This is a genomic window from Stenotrophomonas maltophilia group sp. Smal13 (assembly GCF_030236855.1).
GTDB classification, from domain to species: Bacteria; Pseudomonadota; Gammaproteobacteria; order Xanthomonadales; family Xanthomonadaceae; genus Stenotrophomonas; species Stenotrophomonas maltophilia_A.
Genome location: NZ_JASJSQ010000102.1, coordinates 1 through 17,357, shown reverse-complemented (window position 1 = coordinate 17,357; position 17,357 = coordinate 1). Strand labels below are relative to the sequence as shown.

At 57.9% G+C, this 17,357-nt stretch carries 6 protein-coding genes; 1 reads left to right on the top strand and 5 read right to left on the bottom strand.

All coding sequences use genetic code 11. From position 1 onward, the window contains the following. Positions 1-243 precede the first annotated feature (243 nt). A complete protein-coding gene (locus QRO95_RS22120) occupies positions 244-6,303 on the top strand; it encodes an ATP-binding protein (RefSeq protein ID WP_164171573.1) in 6,060 nt (2,019 codons plus the stop codon). 344 nt (positions 6,304-6,647) lie between these two features. Here QRO95_RS22120 and QRO95_RS22115 read toward each other — a convergent pair whose 3' ends face one another. From QRO95_RS22115 to QRO95_RS22095, 5 genes are all read right to left on the bottom strand, one after another. Next, entirely contained in the window at positions 6,648-10,472 is a 3,825-nt protein-coding gene (locus tag QRO95_RS22115; protein WP_239518989.1) for a hypothetical protein, read from the bottom strand. Between the two features lie 91 nt (positions 10,473-10,563). After that, complete coding sequence (locus QRO95_RS22110; RefSeq protein WP_102947211.1) at positions 10,564-11,775, bottom strand: Wadjet anti-phage system protein JetD domain-containing protein; 1,212 nt, start codon at positions 11,773-11,775, stop codon at positions 10,564-10,566. Continuing rightward, positions 11,772-15,191, bottom strand: a complete 3,420-nt coding sequence (locus tag QRO95_RS22105; RefSeq protein WP_164171574.1) for an SbcC/MukB-like Walker B domain-containing protein — start codon at positions 15,189-15,191, stop codon at positions 11,772-11,774. The genes QRO95_RS22110 and QRO95_RS22105 overlap by 4 nt, the downstream gene beginning before the upstream one ends. Further along, entirely contained in the window at positions 15,178-15,834 is a 657-nt protein-coding gene (locus tag QRO95_RS22100) for a DUF4194 domain-containing protein (protein WP_102947213.1), read from the bottom strand. Before QRO95_RS22100 ends, QRO95_RS22105 begins: the two co-directional genes overlap by 14 nt. Before the next feature lies 1 nt (position 15,835). Continuing rightward, positions 15,836-17,257 (bottom strand): Wadjet anti-phage system protein JetA family protein, encoded by a 1,422-nt coding sequence (locus QRO95_RS22095; RefSeq protein WP_164171575.1) that lies wholly within the window; start codon positions 17,255-17,257, stop codon positions 15,836-15,838. Positions 17,258-17,357: the final 100 nt, after the last annotated feature.

Below are 17,357 nucleotides of genomic sequence, written 5' to 3'. Positions count from 1 at the left end.
GTTCCGTTGATGTCCGCCTGCGGCCACATGCGTCCGATCAGCTCCTACGGACAAATGTCAGCCATGGGCTGAACAGCCGTTCTCGCGTCCGTGCGAGTGACCGATGTGATCGACGACGGATATACTTCGATTCACAATGCCGCTCGATGCGGCGACGGCATACCCGCTGGTGCTCGACGCCCCCGGGTTATGCTGGAGCGGCTCCCTTTTCTCAGGTTCGCACCCACTACCCAATCCATATTTATGGCCTCGAAAGCGCCCAAAAATTCGCAGCCATCCGCTGCTACAGCTCCCGCAACGGCACCGGCGGAGGGCGAACGCCGAGCGCTTCGTGGATACGTCGGCCAGTACGAGCGCGCGGGCGCTGCCATCTATGCCGCGCTTGAGCGCGACGAGCTGCTTTGGATTGGCGTCGCTGACCGCAACGCGGGCATTGCGGACGACCTGGTACTAGGATTCGATGGATTGGTGGTCGGTCACCAGTTCAAGACGTCCAAGTTCCCAGGCACTTTCACTGTTGAGACGCTGTTTACTGGTGCCAATGGTCTCTTGAAGCCCCTAGTTCAAGCTTGGCAGTGCCTGTCCAAGGACAACCCAGGAAGTCGCGTCGAGATTCACTTGGTCGTCAACGACTTTCCATCGGTTACCGACAAGCCAGGCGACGGCAGGCTACGGCACAGCGCTGCATTTCTCGAGGAGTTCCAACAGCATCCAAATCGGTCGCTGTCGGATTGGTCCGCGCGAGGATGGAGCCGACTGATCGACCACCTGCGCCGCGAAGCCGGCTTAAATGATGACGACTTCGAACAGTTCATGCACGCCCTGCGCGTGGTGTGCGGAGCTGCAGCGAACTTCATCCAGTCGCACAAGCTGAATGCGGAGCAGGCGAGACAGGCATGCGAGATTGCCAGCGTGCTGCCCAAGCTAGTCGCCGATGAACGCGACAAGGACAGGTGGACGCGTGACGAGCTGCTTCGTGAGCTTGGATGGCGCGATCCCGCCAAGACTTTGCTCATCCATCGGTTCCCGGTCGGCGCCTATGTCCAGCGCAATCGGGACACTGAGGTCAAGCTACTAGCAGCGCTTCATGCCTCCAATCACGGCTACGTCTCACTCATAGGACCACCTGGCTCCGGAAAATCCACTCTCCTGCAGGTTGCGCTGGCCACTGAAGCAAGTGTCCGGCTCGTCCGTTACTTGGCGTACGTGCCGGGCGCGGCTCAAGGCGTGGGTCGTGGGGAGGCCGACAACTTTCTGACCGACGTAGGTACGCAGCTGCGAAACAGCGGTTTAGTTGGACTTCGTCTTCGCGATGACTCGCTATCTGAGCGCCGCGAACAGTTCGGCGTCCTGCTATGGCAGGCTGGTGAGCGCTTCACTCGCGAAGGGATCCGTACAATCATCGTTGTCGACGGGCTAGACCATGTGCCACGCGAAGAACGGCCGACCAATTCGTTTCTGGGAGAGCTTCCTCTTCCCGCGGCAATCCCGAACGGGGTCGTGTTCGTGCTCGGCACGCAACGGTTGGATCTCGCTAATCTGAAGCCCGCCGTAAGAGCGCAAGCGGAGAAGAGCGAGCGACAGGTTCTCATGGGGCCTCTCGGTCGCGAGGAACTCACCTGGATGGCGGATGCGCTAGGCTTGCCTGCCGAGATTCCAAGATTGGATCTCAGCAATCTCACGCATGGCCACCCGCTGGCAACGCGCTACTTGATTCAGGCACTGCTGCACGCTGACGAAGCTAGTCGCAAGCACCTTCTTAGCGGCGGGATGCCGTTCGACGGCGATATTGAGACTGTATATTCAGCTGCTTGGCGCGAGATCGCAAACGATGTCGATGCCATGGATGTGCTGGGCTTCATCGCTCGGGCTGAGGCACCCATGGACCTGCGACTGCTGGCCACGATGGTCAAGGAGTCCTCGATTGAACGCGCCCTGGTCATTGCGCAGCACCTGCTCCGCAGTTCATCCCGGGGATGGAGCGTCTTCCACAACAGCTTTAGGCTATTCGTCATCGCTCAACCGCGAACCCGCCTCGGGAGCGTCGACGCTGAATACTCGCAGCGCGTATACCGCAACCTTGCCCAGTTGGCGAAGAGCGCGCCACCTGAATCGGCACAGTACTGGCTTGAGCTGCGCTACCGCGCCCGTGCTGGCGACGGTGCCGATGTACTGGCATTGGCGATGCCCGCTCGCTTCAGGCAGCAGCTGGCTGACGGGCGTTCTATCGCCGAGATTCACGCCGACATCCGCCTCGCCCTGCTGGCAGTGCGTGAAACGCACGACGCGACCGCCTTTACACGGCTGCTGCTGTGTCGTGACGAAGTGGATCGGCGCAAATCAGCCCTTGAGTACGCCAACCAACTCCCGCTGGCTATGCTGGCGGTGGGGAACATTGAAGCAGCCGTCTCCCTCGTGCAGGACTTCCCCAGCCAGGGCTACGAGGTCGTCGACGCCCTACTAGCGCGAGGCGACTTCGACCGCGCGAAGGAGCTGTTTGAAAGCCTCGAACCGCTATCGCAGCTCCATACGCCCAAGTTCAGAAACTACGGGCACCAGCACAACATCAAGGAATTCGAAAGATGGGCAATGCGCGCCGTCCACTTCCGAGACACCGAGCAGATCCAGATAGCGGTTGATCATCTCGCCGCAGAGGGTCTACGGGAGCCGGAAAAGGTGGATCCGCAATCTGCCGTCGCGCTGCGGCTGCATCTTAGGAGGGAAGCCGCAAAGGCGATGCTCGTTCAGAAGATTGGCTCCGATCCTCAAGAACTATGTAGCAAGCTCGGAGTAGCCAACGAAGATAAGCCGTCGGTGATGGTTCACGCAGGGCTTGCGGCCAGTCGACGTGGCGACGTTGGGCAAGCGCTTGCGCTGTTTGATAGTGCCGTCGCTCTTCCCGGGTTCGGGGAGGTACCAAACGGCTACCGTCGTCGGATGGCGCTGATCGCATTCGAAGCTGGCCGTCGTGACCTAGCCGAGGCCCTGTTCGACAAGCTGGTCGCACCGATGATCTCCATGTGCGACGACAAGACGGACCTGGCTGGGCTGGGCAATCTGGTCGGCGCAGTGATGCATCACGCGAGGCTTTGCACGCTGCTCAAGAGGCCACTGCCAAGCGTGACACCGTCGAAGCACACCTTCCTTCATCCACTCCAACAGCACGCTTCAACGATAGGTGTGCTTCTAGCTCGCGCTGCCGACGTCAACGGGTCCTTATCGGCAGGCGGCATCCAAGGCATAGCCCGCACGTCCCTTGGGTATGTCCTACGTCTCGCATCAGAAGGCGGCAGCGAGTCATACCGTATCCAGCAGTCTTTGAAAGCGATCCCCACGCTCGTGCAAGCGCTGCTGAGGCTCGGCGCCGAGCGCGGTGAGACTGAATATCGCGCGGTACTTCGGGAGGTTGACTCAGCCATCGCCTCATCGGCGTCGAAGGGAACTGCTTACCTGCGACGCAGATTGGCTGTCGATGCATATCGCATTGACGGTGATCGTGCGGCGGCGGCGGATCGGCTTAATGCCCTCGTGGCGGAGCTTAAAGAAAGTACACCAAGCGAGCAGATCGACGGGCTAGCGAATCTAGCCATCGCGTTGGCTGCGGTCGGGGAGTTAGAGCGGGCGAATCAGTTGCTGGCGACAGTTCCTGAGCAATGCCTTGGCTATGCCTTGGCCCCCAAGAAAGACCCGCAGTATGCGATCTGGCGAAACATTCTAGCTCTCGCGAACGCAGCTGACCCGGAAAGCCGTGTCAAGCGGGTCTCAGACCTGATGCGTCAGGTCGGTGGCATGACCAAAACGGAAGGGTCGTCGGCCGCGCATCGCCTTACGATGGCACTGATTAAGGAAGCGATGCAGGTTGGACCTCGCTTCGGCTTCGAGGTGTCAAAAACACTGGCGGATTGGCATCTAATCGGCTGGCCGAATCGTGTCGACCTGCTCATGACGGGGATGGTCAGGCGAAACCCTGAACTCGTCTTGGCATGCGCGACCGTCTGGTGCGGTCTGTGCCTGCCATTCTATATGGAACCGCACTACCGGGATCCGTCCCATGTTGGTGACTTCATCGACGCCTCCGCGGACGCAGCCGGCCCTGACCAGATTGAACCGCTCGCTCTGATGCTGGTTGGGGCGGTCGAGGTAGCCAGCAGAGCGCACGAGAGAATCGCGCTGCTCCAGCGCATTCACAAGGCTTCCGGAAAGCATGGACTCTCGTCGCCTGAGCTCGAAGCCGCCATCGCCCGGTGGACGCCAGAAGCGCCGGAGCCTCGACACTCATATACACCTAACAAGTACGCCTCGGAAGCTACTCTCGAGGATCTTGAACTCGCGTTTGAAGCAGATAGCGACGAGCTGAACCACAACGCCCCGGACCGTTTCGAAGATCTGGCAGACACAGCTCCGCTTCATCTGGCGCGAAGGGTCTTTGAGCGCTGGCAGGTATTGCAGGACAACGCACGCTGCCGCTTCCTGATGGTGGAGCGGTTTGCTGCGGCCGATGAGGTCGATTACGCCAAGAAGCTTATGCAAGGCTACGAGACAAGCAACGACCCCTGGAGCTCCTGGAGCCAGTGGATGGGTGGCGGCAGGTTCTTCTACTTTAAGGCGAAGAAGCTTCTGCACGGATCATCCACATGCCTTGCGGCCTTCGAGAACATAGTCGATTCAGTGACGACGGGCCAGGAGAATACCCAGGCACTGCTCACAGAGCTGGATTCGATACTGCCGGTCATCAGCTTGACGCCAGACTGGCCGGCTATCTGGTCGCTGCTTGAGGAGCAGATGACCTGCACTCGCGAGTTCCAGTTGGGGCGGCCCTTCCAGTCGAGCGAGCTACCACTCAGCGACACGGACCTTTTGGAGGATTTGCTGCACTTTGCCTATCGGCTTCCCATTGCAGAGGTTCAGCGGCACGCGCGCAATTGCGCGCTGAGCTTGGCAAGGCAAGCCGGACAGGGTCAATCTTTGTTCACATCTCTTATCCGGCGACTTATGGACGGTGAGTTGGACGCCCCCTTGCAGGCACTCGGAACGCTGCTCGCTGCCGACAGCGCGAACCTCGAGCCCGTATTGGGCCGCGCCGTAGCTGCAATGGTCAGTCACCGTGACATTGCGGTAGCCGAGTCAGCCACGCTCTTGTCGCATCGGTGGGGGCTGGCTGTCTCTTTGGACGCGACGCCACTGCCACTCTTCTATCTCCTCGAATTCAGTGACCTGCCAGAGAGCGACCAGGCATTCACGGACGAGAGAACTGGTGCAATGCGCGTCGAATCGCCGCTTGGCTGGACTCGTATGTTGCGCTCGACGGCACGTCACATTGCAAAGGCGGCAGACATCGAGGAGATGACAGTCCGCCGGCGCGCGGCGATGTTCATCCAGGATTGGGGTGGACTTGAGGCCTTCGGGCCCTCTGGTGTCAAAGAGCTTGAGGCTCAGCTTCGTGTCCTTGATATGCAGATCACTTACATGAAGCCACACGCCTACATTGCCATTGCTGCCCTTCGCCACGTCGCAGGGGAACTGCGCCTGGCCGGCAAGTTGGAGAGCCGGGACAGTCCGATGCTGTTGGAGAAATTGGGCTACCCCCTTCCGCCTCGGCCATTGATGCTCCCGCGAGTTCGTCCCGAGTGGATTCGAAGGCCGCTGATTGACCGAAGTGCCGGTTGGTCCGAGCGAGAGCAGAAGTGGATTGACGAGGTTGACGGCGATGTTGCCCCTTTCCTGGCGCACTGCGACGGCCAAGTCGTGGCCGAGGTGTCTCGCTTCCATATCCACAAGGCACGACTGTCAGAGCACCGCTTCTACCGCTTTAGAGCACCTTGGGCAGAGACTGATAGTGAAGACTTCGACGATTGTTACGCCAAGCTGCCCATCGCTGTTTGGCTAGGCCAGTACGTCCCACTCGACAATGATCTGGCACCAACGCTGGTAAGGCGAGTTGTCTGCTCCGTGGACATGGGCTTTGACACAGCGGCCAATCCGTTTGCATTATGCCCAAACTGGGTTGAGGGGCTTCGCTGGCGCGCTCATGACGAGACACCGAGCGTATTCTTCGATGCGAGCGGAACGGTGGTCGCAGAGCTTCACTGGTGGCGTGACGCCGGCCCGGTTGGAATCGATGCGGATTCTCTGTGGGGCGAGGGTTGCTACCTCGTTGTGACGCCGGCTGGCCTGGAGCAACTCACCGCCGCTTGTGGGAAAGAGTCCTTAGCCGTTAACGTGTTCGCAAGCAGGCATATAGAGCAGCCGAGTAATTGCGGGCAAACTCTCCTAAGAACGGCGAAGGGCGGATACTCGGTCTAAGGCCATCCATACTCCGCTTCGATCCTAGACGCTTAACTACAGGCTGTTATCGCTGACGACAGCCCTTCTGGCGTAAGAACTGGAAGGACCGCTATGCGAGCGCAGCCTGCACCCACGCTGCCACGCCGCCCCGCTACCCGTTGAGGTAGTCGGCCTGCATACGCCCACGGCCCAGCAGATCCGACTGGGCCATGTTGGGCGTCACAACCTGGAGCGGCTCACCTGGCGATGCCAGCTGGCCCCATATCGGCTGGACATCGAATTCACAATGAGCCAACAGGACCGAGTATCTATGCGGGGCGCAACACCAAGATGACTAGCCGGCTCCATCTCACCCATACGCATCATTCAAAGCGCTGTTCCCGTCGACTTTGATCTTGCGCCTCCCGCTGTCGCTCTCTTCTCACTGTGAGCTCGACCCGTTCAAGCCTTTCCGCCGCAAGATTTCTCACTTCAGCCAATGGATGCTCCAGCAGCTCAGCAAAAGCTTTGGCCCGAATTTCTATGATGTCAGCCAACGAGCTAGACCAACTCATGGGCTGGATTCCGGCAAACATCACATCGACGATGCATTGCTTGTCCACTGCGGCTTCCAGCAAGCCTTTGATGGACGCACTGAGGACAACGCGTTTGGGATGCTCTAGTGGTATATCGCTTGCCTCTACAGTTGAGTAGGCGCAAGTCGCTGCAGCAACGCGCACGATCCGATCTTGATCGCCACGACACCAGGCAACCAGTCGATCCACCGGTATACTACTGAGTGACGGCGACGTACCTCCGAACCTATACTTGAAAAGGTGATCAATCAAACGACGCTCCCTATCGTCGCCCGTGAAGATCTCTCCAAGGACAATCTCCGGGAAGTTGCGGAATAGCGTTGTGATGAGGACTTCGAAGTCAGAGCTACGAATTCTGAGATCATCCAACCCTTCGCAAAGCAACCTCACGATCTCTTTGACTTCCTGTTCTGGAGCCGACTCAGATAGGCACTGCTGGGCGATGCGCTTGGTCCCTCGGATGCGCTTCAGTTCAGTCTGTCCGCACTTCCCCGCGAGTAGACCGCGAATGGCGACGCGCCCTGCCGAAAGGAGATCTTCATTCGGCGCATAGTTTCCGCCTCTCCCCGCGAAGAATCGCATTTCCAGCACACTAAGCGTGGTGTAGAAGCCATCGTGCCGCTGGTTCAATATGGTGAATAGTTCCGTGAGCTCGCTGTCGGTAAGGGACTCGTGCATGCGGCCATAGGCAAGCTGACCAAACCGCCACGCTTCGAACTCTTCCCCTCGTGCCAACTCAATGAGCATATTGAACCCCCATGGGCCAATCTTGATGGCGCTGAGCAGGTAGATGAAAAACGCCCGCAACAATGGATGATCCAGCACGCGCTCCAGCATCACCATGGCCAAGCCGGGGTCGATATCGTGCGCAGCGCTGATATAGCCTCGAAGCATCTGTGGATTGAGCTCCGCAGGCACTTGCAGTTGCACCAGGCTCAAGAGACGCTCATAAGTAGCAAGTAGGTCGACGCTGCCTTGCGCCAGCCCAATGCCGAAAGGATGCAGTGCATCGAACTCGCCCGACCAAATCCCTGGACCCAATCGCTCTAAGCAACTTAGCTCTGCTGCGGCCATCTCACCAAGAGAGATGATCTTCTCTTGGATCATCTCGTCACTGAAGGTTACTTGCTCCCCCCTACTCTCGATGTGATCCCAAGTATTGGACAGCACATAGGCCTCGATCTCCGAATAGAGGTCGGATGGTGCCGCAACGCGCGAAAGTGACTCCAGCCGAGCCAGTAGGTCGGGATGAGCTGAGTCGCCATCGAAGCCAAGCGTCTTCTTTACCGAGACCCACATCTGCGGCCACTCCCCCTTCGAAGCATGATTTCTGACTATCTCCTCGAGATCATCAAAACAGCCCGCAAACGTCCATAGTTCCCGAAAATGACCTGCCAGGAGTGAGCGCGCCCATTCGCGAAGAGTCAAGTCATCGCATGTAAGCGCCGGTCGCAGCAAGTTCAAGAAGCCGACATACCACTCGAGCTCTTCGGCACGCGTTCGCGGCTGCCAGCCAGCATCACGTCTACGTGCACCGAAGTCGAACGCCGAGAAAGACGTCCAGTGCGTCGCTTCGAACGCAGCATGGAACAGCTCGGCTGCGATCTCGCGATGCCTCTCGGTGCCCGACTCGAGTAGCTTGCTGACAAACGCGCACCGCCGTTCTGGTCGCGCCAGCGTACCTGACAGGTGCAACGAGAACAGATGCCGCATCTGTCCAACTATGCTGTCCCTGTTCTCACCTGACTTCTCGGCCTCGGAGAACTTCAGCATGACCGTCGCAGCACGATCAAACTTATCCTCGTCGTAAGCTAGCTGGTGCAGCAGGCGCACGAACAACCTGAAGTTTCGGTTCTCGCGCGAGGCAAAGCCTGGCTTGGTTGCGGCGTTCTCGATCAGCTGCAGCACGGTCTCCGGGAATACCGGCGCTATGTATAGCAATGCAGACAGCGTGCCTTCGTTACACGATCCAATATCATGCAGCGGTCCGCCGGGGCTCACCCAACTATTTGCCATCCGAACCGCAGGCCCGAAATCGTGCAGGTATCCCAGTCGATGCGCACATGAGACGAAAAGTCGGAGGTTCTCTGGCTTTAGCAGCTCGGCATTGATTGCGTCGACAGGGATGTTCTCCAGCGCACGCTTCGCCAAACGATTGGCAAGTGCATGAGGAAGAACTGCTCTCCACTCACCACGACTCTGCGCGAGCTGACGACGCATCAACTCAGCCTGAGCCCGATGCAGACCACGACGATCGAGGCCAACGACGGCACTTAGGACGCCAAGCTCATCATTGAACTCGGACGAGGAAACATTGAAGGAATAGACGAGCGATAGCGCTTCAGCGCATTCCAGAAGTTCATTGGACGCTCCTTTTCGTTGACTGAACAACCTATGGAAAAGGTCCTCGTCGGAGAAGTTTGTCAACGTCTCATCTGCATCTACCCGGCTGGCCAGCGCGATCGCGATGCGCGAATTGCCCCCGGAAAATTCGGCGATTTTGCCAGCGTTCAACTTCCCGATGTCTGGGTGCCGCCGCTGGATCAGCATCGAGACCGTCTCCTCGCTGCACGGCTCGAGGTGGATCACTTCGGTTTCCTCAGGACGATCGTCCGAGATGTCGTACTCGATTGTCAGAAGGCTGAGCATCGCGCTACTTGCGGAGACCTGCTTCTGCAACTGCCGATGCACGTCTGGCGGGCAGTTGTCCAGCACCAATTGAACCGCATGATCGTTAGCCACGATGTATGAAACTAGCTCGGATGCCGTCGGTGTCAAGTTCTCACCCAGGTCGGCGTAGATTGCGCTAGCTGGTGACAAGGCCTCCTCACCAACGTTCGCCTCAAACAGGGCCTGCGCGAATCGCGTCTTCCCCACTCCGGAGAGGCCGGTGATGCGAACCGCACTACCGCGGCGGCGCAACCGTTCTCGAGCTAGATGTATGCCCTCAGAAACAGGCATGGGAGTCTTTGCGCTCGAGTTCGCGTCAATCACGCAGGGGTGGTCATCAACAAGGAATGCGTCGTTCTGGGCTGGGGGAGTAGCTGCCCACCTCCCGAAAGGCCTCCAGCCGGACAAGGGGCGGCCGAGGCGCGCACGAACCCACAGCGCAACGCTTGGATGCCGCCGTAGCCAAGTCGCCAATCGATCTCGACCATAAAAGTCAACGCGCAGAGACGCTTTTCCAGGAAGGATCCCCGCGACCGCCTCCATCGCCCGCACTCGACTCGCCAACATGCTGTCTGAACAATCGTCCTTGCCACTAACGATAATGTAGGCACCATTCCGATCGGCAAGATCTGCAAGTACGAGCTTTGGGGTGCCACCCTCCAACATCTCGTCCCTGCATGCCGCCGCACCCATAGCACGCTTCTTGACCTGGAAACCGCAGATCCCACGAGGAACAAAGCCGTCGTTGGACGGCAAGTCCATAGCCTCAATACGGACATCCAAACCGCCATCAGGTGCCTCCTGCGCACCTCCCCACATAACGCTCTTCGGCCGACGCCCCTGCTGGATTACCTCCGCTTCGCAAAGACGGGCAACCAATTCACGCAGATCGCCAGCACTGAGCGCCGTGATATCTACAGCATCAAGTTCAAAAAATCTCATGATTCCCTTCCCGCAATGATCGGGGCACGCGCATCAAGGCATTAAAGACGGCGCAAAGCAATTTGTCGCCTAGGTCAGACTGCCCAGAATTCTAGGAGCCTGGAAACTGTGGAAGGAGAACCTCCTGCTCCAGCGTCCCCGGATGCGTTTCCACATGAATGGCCAAGTCATTCCACCCGATGGATCGACAAGTTCGAGACATTGCGCTAGACACCGATTCAGCCGTTGGCTTGAGAGCGTAACCGAGACCAATGAGCTCCCTGGGATCCATCAACCACGGCTTCAGGGTGAACCCCGCCTCGGCGGCAGATCCTGCGATGACGGCGCCAATCCTCATCCCGCCCTCATCCAAGTCGCCGAAATGGAACGCCTGAGTTGTCTGGCGAGGAAGTGATTTCAAGATCAGCATGTAGACCTGTCTCCAGGATGGGGACGGCATACCACCGGTATAGAGCAGTACGAGGCCGACCTGATCAGATGCAGCCTCAGCAAACTCATGGAATGTCTGTCGATTCTCAATGGTAAGAACACGCCAGCTCGGCACGGCTGGATTCGGCACGAATCCAGCGATGTGGGCAGGAGCGAAGCCGAGATATGGATGAACCACTCCCACCACCGTAGTCGACGTAACAACCGTAAGCGGACCTGAGATCAGTACGGGCAATGGTTCCTTGTGCAGGCCTATGGCCGAGAAGACCTCGCTACTATCAAGTCCAGATGGTGCAATAGAGTTGAACCAAAGCAAATCGATCCATTTCACGATGCCCTCCACTCGCTTGCTGTCACCAAACATCATGGCCGAAACCCGGCGCAACAGTTCGTCCCTGACGACACCTCGCCTTGCTGAAATGAGTCTGATTGCATCCAGTATTTGCGCTACAGAAGCATCGGTAGCCTCTTGCCCGCGAACCTTATGGCCCAGCGACCAGCGCTCAATGACCTCGGTCAGTACGGGGAAAAGGCCGGTGTGAGTGTCCAGCATGGAACGGGCCTCTGATACGGAATCACGACGAAGTCGTGCGCCCAAGAAGTTCGCCAGCTTTGCGAGGTTCAGTACGGCAACGCCCGCAACATCTAGAGGCGGCTGCACCATCACCTTGGCCTTGATTTCGATGGCTCCAGAGCGCTCAGCCAGTTCAAGTTCGGAACGAAACGCTCTTGCATCCTCGATGCTGCGCAGGCTGAAGAACTCTGGGCATGATGACTCTGTCAGCCTGAGAGCTATTCGCTCATCCTTGCCACGACTCACTGCTTTCTGGGAGCGATTGAAAATTGACGTCAGGAAGGCCCGGGCTATAGTCATGCAACGACCCCTTCCCCATGGGGCATTCGACTTGCTTCAACACGCTTGAGCTCTTCCTCGAGAAGCTCGGGATGCTTGCGCCAGTTGTCGGAATCCAGAATTACATGACCATCGTCATCAATGCGGACGTGTTTGATGGAGATAAGATCGTCGTCACGGTACATCTCGATGTAGGTATCCACCGATTCGTTGATCTTACCCAAGGCATCGTCCGGTGCCGCGACGATGGGCTGAAGGCCCAATGCCTTCAGGTACTCAAAGACGGCACGGGTATTCACTGAGTCAATCTTGTCACCCAACTCATCGAAAATTATCAGCGACATGCCGCCTTGATCACCGCGCAACTTTCCCAATGCGCGCGCCATCGACGCTGCAGCAACGATGAAAAGAGGCGCGCGGTGCTCGCCCCCGGAACCCTTGTCCATGCGCTTTGAGAAGTCGGTCACCGTCACACCATTGCTGCGAACGTCAATCTCGAAGTTGAAGAAATTGCGATAGTCCTCCAGAAGCCTGTTGGCCTCTGCATCCTTTCCCTCAAGCATCGCCCTGAACTCAGGAGGAGCATCCACCTGGCCAGAGAAGATATCCCCCTCCAGTCCCGCACCAGCCACCTTCAGTATGAATTTGTACAGCGACTCATGATCCTTATTGAGATTGGTGACGAAGTGATACTTCTCGTTGTTCGAGAATGGCGGCAAGCGCTCCATCGTACTGTTCAGCTCATTGAGCGTGCTGCGCATGCTGGCGAAGTGGTCGCTCAGGCGGGCGGCGATCTGCACCTTGAACGTTTGCTCTGCCGCTTCTGCAGCTTCCGCGGAAAGCACTTGGTAGTGATGGAGCTCGGATTCCTCTAGCCGTTGCTTCTCCTGAGCCATTGTCTCGCACATGGCGCCCAGGTCGCCCACCGCGATATCCATCTGAGGATCGAATTGGTTTGCGTACGTGGACATGTCACTTGCCAACGCCTGCACTTGGGAAGACAGCTGATTGCCACTTCTAACCGTAGCGTCACTGATCTTCGCCACAATCGTATGCAGCGATAGGCCGGAACCATCAAACTCATCGCGTTTTGTTTCGAACCACTCATCACCCACGTATTCATTGCGGCGACTGAGAGCCGCCTTTGAGCAGATTCCGTTGGTTCTATCCGCAAGCTCGTCTAGCCGTCTCTGTGCTTGCCGGAAAGCCTCACCATGAGTTCCGACGTCTCTGCTGCTTTCTTCCAGCTTCGACTGTGCTGCCAAGGCAGCTCGCCTTGCCTCTGTGATGAGCAGCTGACGAGCAAGGAGATCAGGTGCGCTTGCGATCTCTTGCATCGCCGCCTTTGCATCAAGCGCGGATTGCTCCTGAATGTGCGAGTTCAGCCATCTTTCAATGTCCTGGATACGTCCTTCAAGTCCCACCAACTTCTCAAGGGCTTCAACCAACTGGCGCGACCGGTTCGCCTCCTGCTCGCACTCGGCTGCGTTCTGCCCCAACGTGCTGCGCTGCTGCCGAAGCACCGCCAGGCGATGGCTGGCATCTTGGCGTCCCAGCACCAGTTCCGTTGCAGACAAGGGGCGTCGACGGCCGAAATCAGCACGTCCAGCCTGCTCGCCAGTACGGGTGAAGCCCTCAGGGCTATCCGTAGTGACGCGCTCCAATCGCTCCAGCCGGCCGAGTCGAAGACGGATATAGTCCACCGCCACTTGATTGTCACCCGCGATCAGATGCGCGAGACCCATTGGCGGAACTACACCCATATCCGCCTTCGACTTCACCGGGTTCACCAACAGTACTGAATCCGGCTTTGTATCCCACGGAATCTTGTTGAAAACGGACAAGGCATCCTCAAATTTGCCGCTACGGACAACCAGGGCAGTGCGCGAACGACCAAGGAATCCCTCGATTACGGGTGCCCAGTCAGCATCTGTGACCGTGACCAAATCGCAGACGGGCGTGCACAGAAGTCCTTTATCTCCAAGTATGTTCACAACTGCTTGGACGGCCGGCGGGAGTTCCGCTTTGCCTTCTTGGATGCGTTTGATCTGCTCGTTAGCGATCCTAAGCTCATTTCCGAGCTTGGACAGCCTCTGCTCGTCATGGTCTAGCTGACGCCTTGCCGACTGGATGATCGGAGCAACCCGCATGCTGGACTCGCGCAATGCTGCCGAGGCCTGCGAAACGTCAAGCACAAGCGCATCGGATACGGATGTGCTGGAAACCGCGTCAAGAAGCTCAACCCAAGGCATCGCCAGATGCTGCCAGCCTCCGAGATCGGGTTTCACGCGGTTGGCCTTCTCGAAGCCCGCCACCACCTCGCGAAGGGCCTGGGCCACATTGGTTTTGATAGGTCTAAGTGATCTCTCTCGTTCGCTGGCCAGGTCACGGGCGGCACTGATCGCCGGATCTGCTGCTGATTGAAGCTCTAGTTCGATGTGCACGCCGTTGAGTCGATCATGCTCTGCCTTGGCGCTGTCGACTGCGTTCTGCGCTGCCTGATGCCTGTCCCGCGCTTCATGCAGCGTAGTTTGTGCCGCATCAACAGCATCCATGTGTTGTTCACGCTCATAGTCATCCAACAGCGCCCTATAGGTCGCTGCGTGCATCCGAGTCTGAGTAGCCTTATGACCGGCTGCGATCAAGCTTTTGACGTACTCAAGCCTGTCCAGTGTTTCCAGAACCTTGGCTTGAAGCGAGCGCAGATTGTCGAGCTGGGAGCGGAAGTTCTTGAGCTCGATAGGATGGGCATCGACAATGTAATTTCGAACAAAGCTGCTGGTGTCAGGAACTTTCTGCAGATTAAGCGCATTCTTCATCGCTCGCCGAAAAGCTCTCGGGTCGATGCTGCCCCCTCCTTTGGGGCGCAAGGCGAACAACATTGCTTCAACCTGCTTCTCCGCCGACGGAGGCACTGCGAGCCTACCATTCACGCGACTGACTGCGTCCTCCATCAGCTTATTGAACGTTCCCCAGGCCAACGGCAAAAGTTCCGCCTCGGCGTTCGCTTCAAGATGATCATCTAACGCGAGCGCAACCCCTTGGACCACATAGCGCCCGTAGACGTGCAGCTTTGGGTCGCCCACTGATGCGCCCAGGGCCAGGCCAACCGAAACCGGCGGCAATTCGCCCTCAGTGTCGCGAAACACCATGGTCAAATAGGACGTCGCATTCTCACGAATATGCTCGTCACCGCGATAGTAACCGAGGCAGTATTCGCGCACTGAACGCCCCCGAGTGCCTGATACGCCCCCTGACTGCGCATTGAGATCGATTTGATTCTGATCCCCTCCGTACAAGACGATCTGCATCGCATCCAGAATCGCAGATTTTCCCGATCCGTTAGGCGCCACAATGCCCGTTGCAGGACTAAAGCTCAGGGTTTCGGCACGGAATAGGAAAAACTGTACCAGGTGAAATTTCTCAAGCAGATACATTGCCATCCTCCGTGACTTCATTCATTGCGTCGAAAGTAGCTGCATCCCCCTCACCTGCCACTTCCTTGCGGAAGGATTCCAGATGGCTCAAGTATTCCTTCCGCAGCAGATCTCCGATCGCGGGATGGATGCGAACCTTCGCGAGCTGATTCCGTACATCGTCCCTGTCCTCAAAGGCAGCAATCCCCCAGCGCTTGAACTTGGCCATCAAAGAGCGGAAGTCCCCAGGCGAGGGAAAGTCCCTGCCCGTTTCCTTCTCGTAGTGCTCTTGCAAGTCAGGCAAATCGACGAAAGTTTCGCCATTTGGCTCTTCGCGCCCCTCGAAACGGACGCGATGATGAACGCCGGCGAGCACCAACAGCAGCAGGGTTTCGTCCTTGCTGGCTCGCTGTTGGGTCAGTACGTGCACGGGCCGCGCCACGATGTACTGGTAGTTGGTGTCGTGCAACAGCTCGATGCCGAGGGGACGAACTACCTGCTCAAAGTCATTGATATTTCGGCTGACAATGCCGTAATCCTTCCGGGTCGCCCGGTCCGAGGCGGACAAGACCTGGTGGGTTACTAGCCGATAGGCCGCCTGCTCGTAGTCCTGCTCCTCGTACATAGTGTCGCGGCTAAGCGCCTTTTCCCAGTGGCGTGCCATGTCATTTCACCTTGGTGATGTAGAAGTCCGGCATGTCCAAATACGGCCCGGCAATTCGTTCATCACCGGCGCTTTGGAAGCGATATCCAGGTAGTCGCTTTGAAATTCCTTCATGGTGCTTCTTTCCGAGGCCTGTCATTGCTTCCTGTGCGTAGGTGGACAGCGTCTGCACCATTCGAAATTGCTTGATACCGGTGATGGGAAGCTGAGACGCCCGGATCTGCCTGCCTCCTCCCATGACACCCTGCAAGTACACCCTCACCTCTGTTGGCATGGCGGTACGCGCATCACGCGCACGCCTGTGCAGGTTCATCCGCGCCTCCTGCTCGGCTGTCATCTGCCGGGGAGAATCGGCGGTCCTGGGAATGGGCGGACGGGCGATGCGTGGTTGAAACAGGAGTTCACCGGAAAGCAATGCTCCGGGCCCAACGGGCATGGAGGCGTCGAAGTTCTCCGCAGCATTGACTCCGGCGATAGCCTTTTTGATCCGTCTCTCGAGCTGGCCCGGCGCGCGAAGCTGGTACTCGATCATGGCCAGCATGCGACGCTCGATATGGCGCTGATCCTGGCCCAAGCGATCGAAGTAGTCTTGCAGACGATAGACATTGCTCAATCGCCTGACCGCCTTCTCATAGACAGCCTCAGCCGTGCCTTTATCACCTTTGTAGCGTCGCTCGGCCAACCACACGATGATCCGTTCCCGATGATCCCCGTAATGGATTTCCTGAGTTAGGCTCAGCACCTGCGCCTTTCGTGCGAGGGGGTGATCGGCGCCAGCCAAGTCCGCATAGTCAGCCATGACGTGCTTGGAAATGTAGTCTTCAAACAACCGACGGATAGCCGCCCCGGGGGTCGCGGACTTGAATATCTCGCGCTGTAGGGTACGCACGTTCAGACTCATGGCGGCAATCCCGGACAGAAGCGCATGGGCGCTGTCGCCGGCGTTTACGAAGTCGTCGCCGTAGACATTGCTTGCAGGATCAAGCACCCGACGTAATGTGTCTTCAATGGAACGCATCTTCGCGCCGACCATCGCCGGCGTGTCTTCTGTGAAGACCTGCAAGGTGGCAAGGAAACGGCTTACCACAGCAGTCATGGACAGAGTGCGCGTGAGTCCCACCTGCTCTTCTTCGAACCAGCCATTCTCCGTGAGATGGCTCAAGTACATGTTGGCGCGAATGTTGAGCGGAGTGAGCTGGCCTACCCCCTCTTCTGCCTGCCAAGCGTCATCGTGTTCGAGGTAGTTCTCGATGAACTGCGTCAACTGCCGCCGTTCCCAGCCGGTCGCCGGGGGAACCTCAGCCTCTGGCCCGAAGAATTCTTCGTACAGACCCAAGAGCAGCCGCCAGTAGTTCTCCCGATTTGCCGAGGCCAATGGGCGAAAGAGTTGCGATGGCAGTACCTCAAACAGAGAGCTGGACACTGTGCAACTCCACAGAAGTTGGGCTGTCTACTTCACATTAGCATAAACGCTAACATATCATAAACGCTAACTTAGCATCAATGCTAAGCTGCGTGTCATC

Bases quoted from the DNA above. Each gene is read 5' to 3' on its own strand.
- QRO95_RS22120 (WP_164171573.1), top strand. From the start codon at position 244: ATGGCCTCGAAAGCGCCCAAAAATTCGCAGCCATCCGCTGCTACAGCT.
- QRO95_RS22110 (WP_102947211.1), bottom strand. From the start codon at position 11,775: ATGACTATAGCCCGGGCCTTCCTGACGTCAATTTTCAATCGCTCCCAG.
- QRO95_RS22105 (WP_164171574.1), bottom strand. From the start codon at position 15,191: ATGTATCTGCTTGAGAAATTTCACCTGGTACAGTTTTTCCTATTCCGT.
- QRO95_RS22115 (WP_239518989.1), bottom strand. From the start codon at position 10,472: ATGAGATTTTTTGAACTTGATGCTGTAGATATCACGGCGCTCAGTGCT.
- QRO95_RS22100 (WP_102947213.1), bottom strand. From the start codon at position 15,834: ATGGCACGCCACTGGGAAAAGGCGCTTAGCCGCGACACTATGTACGAG.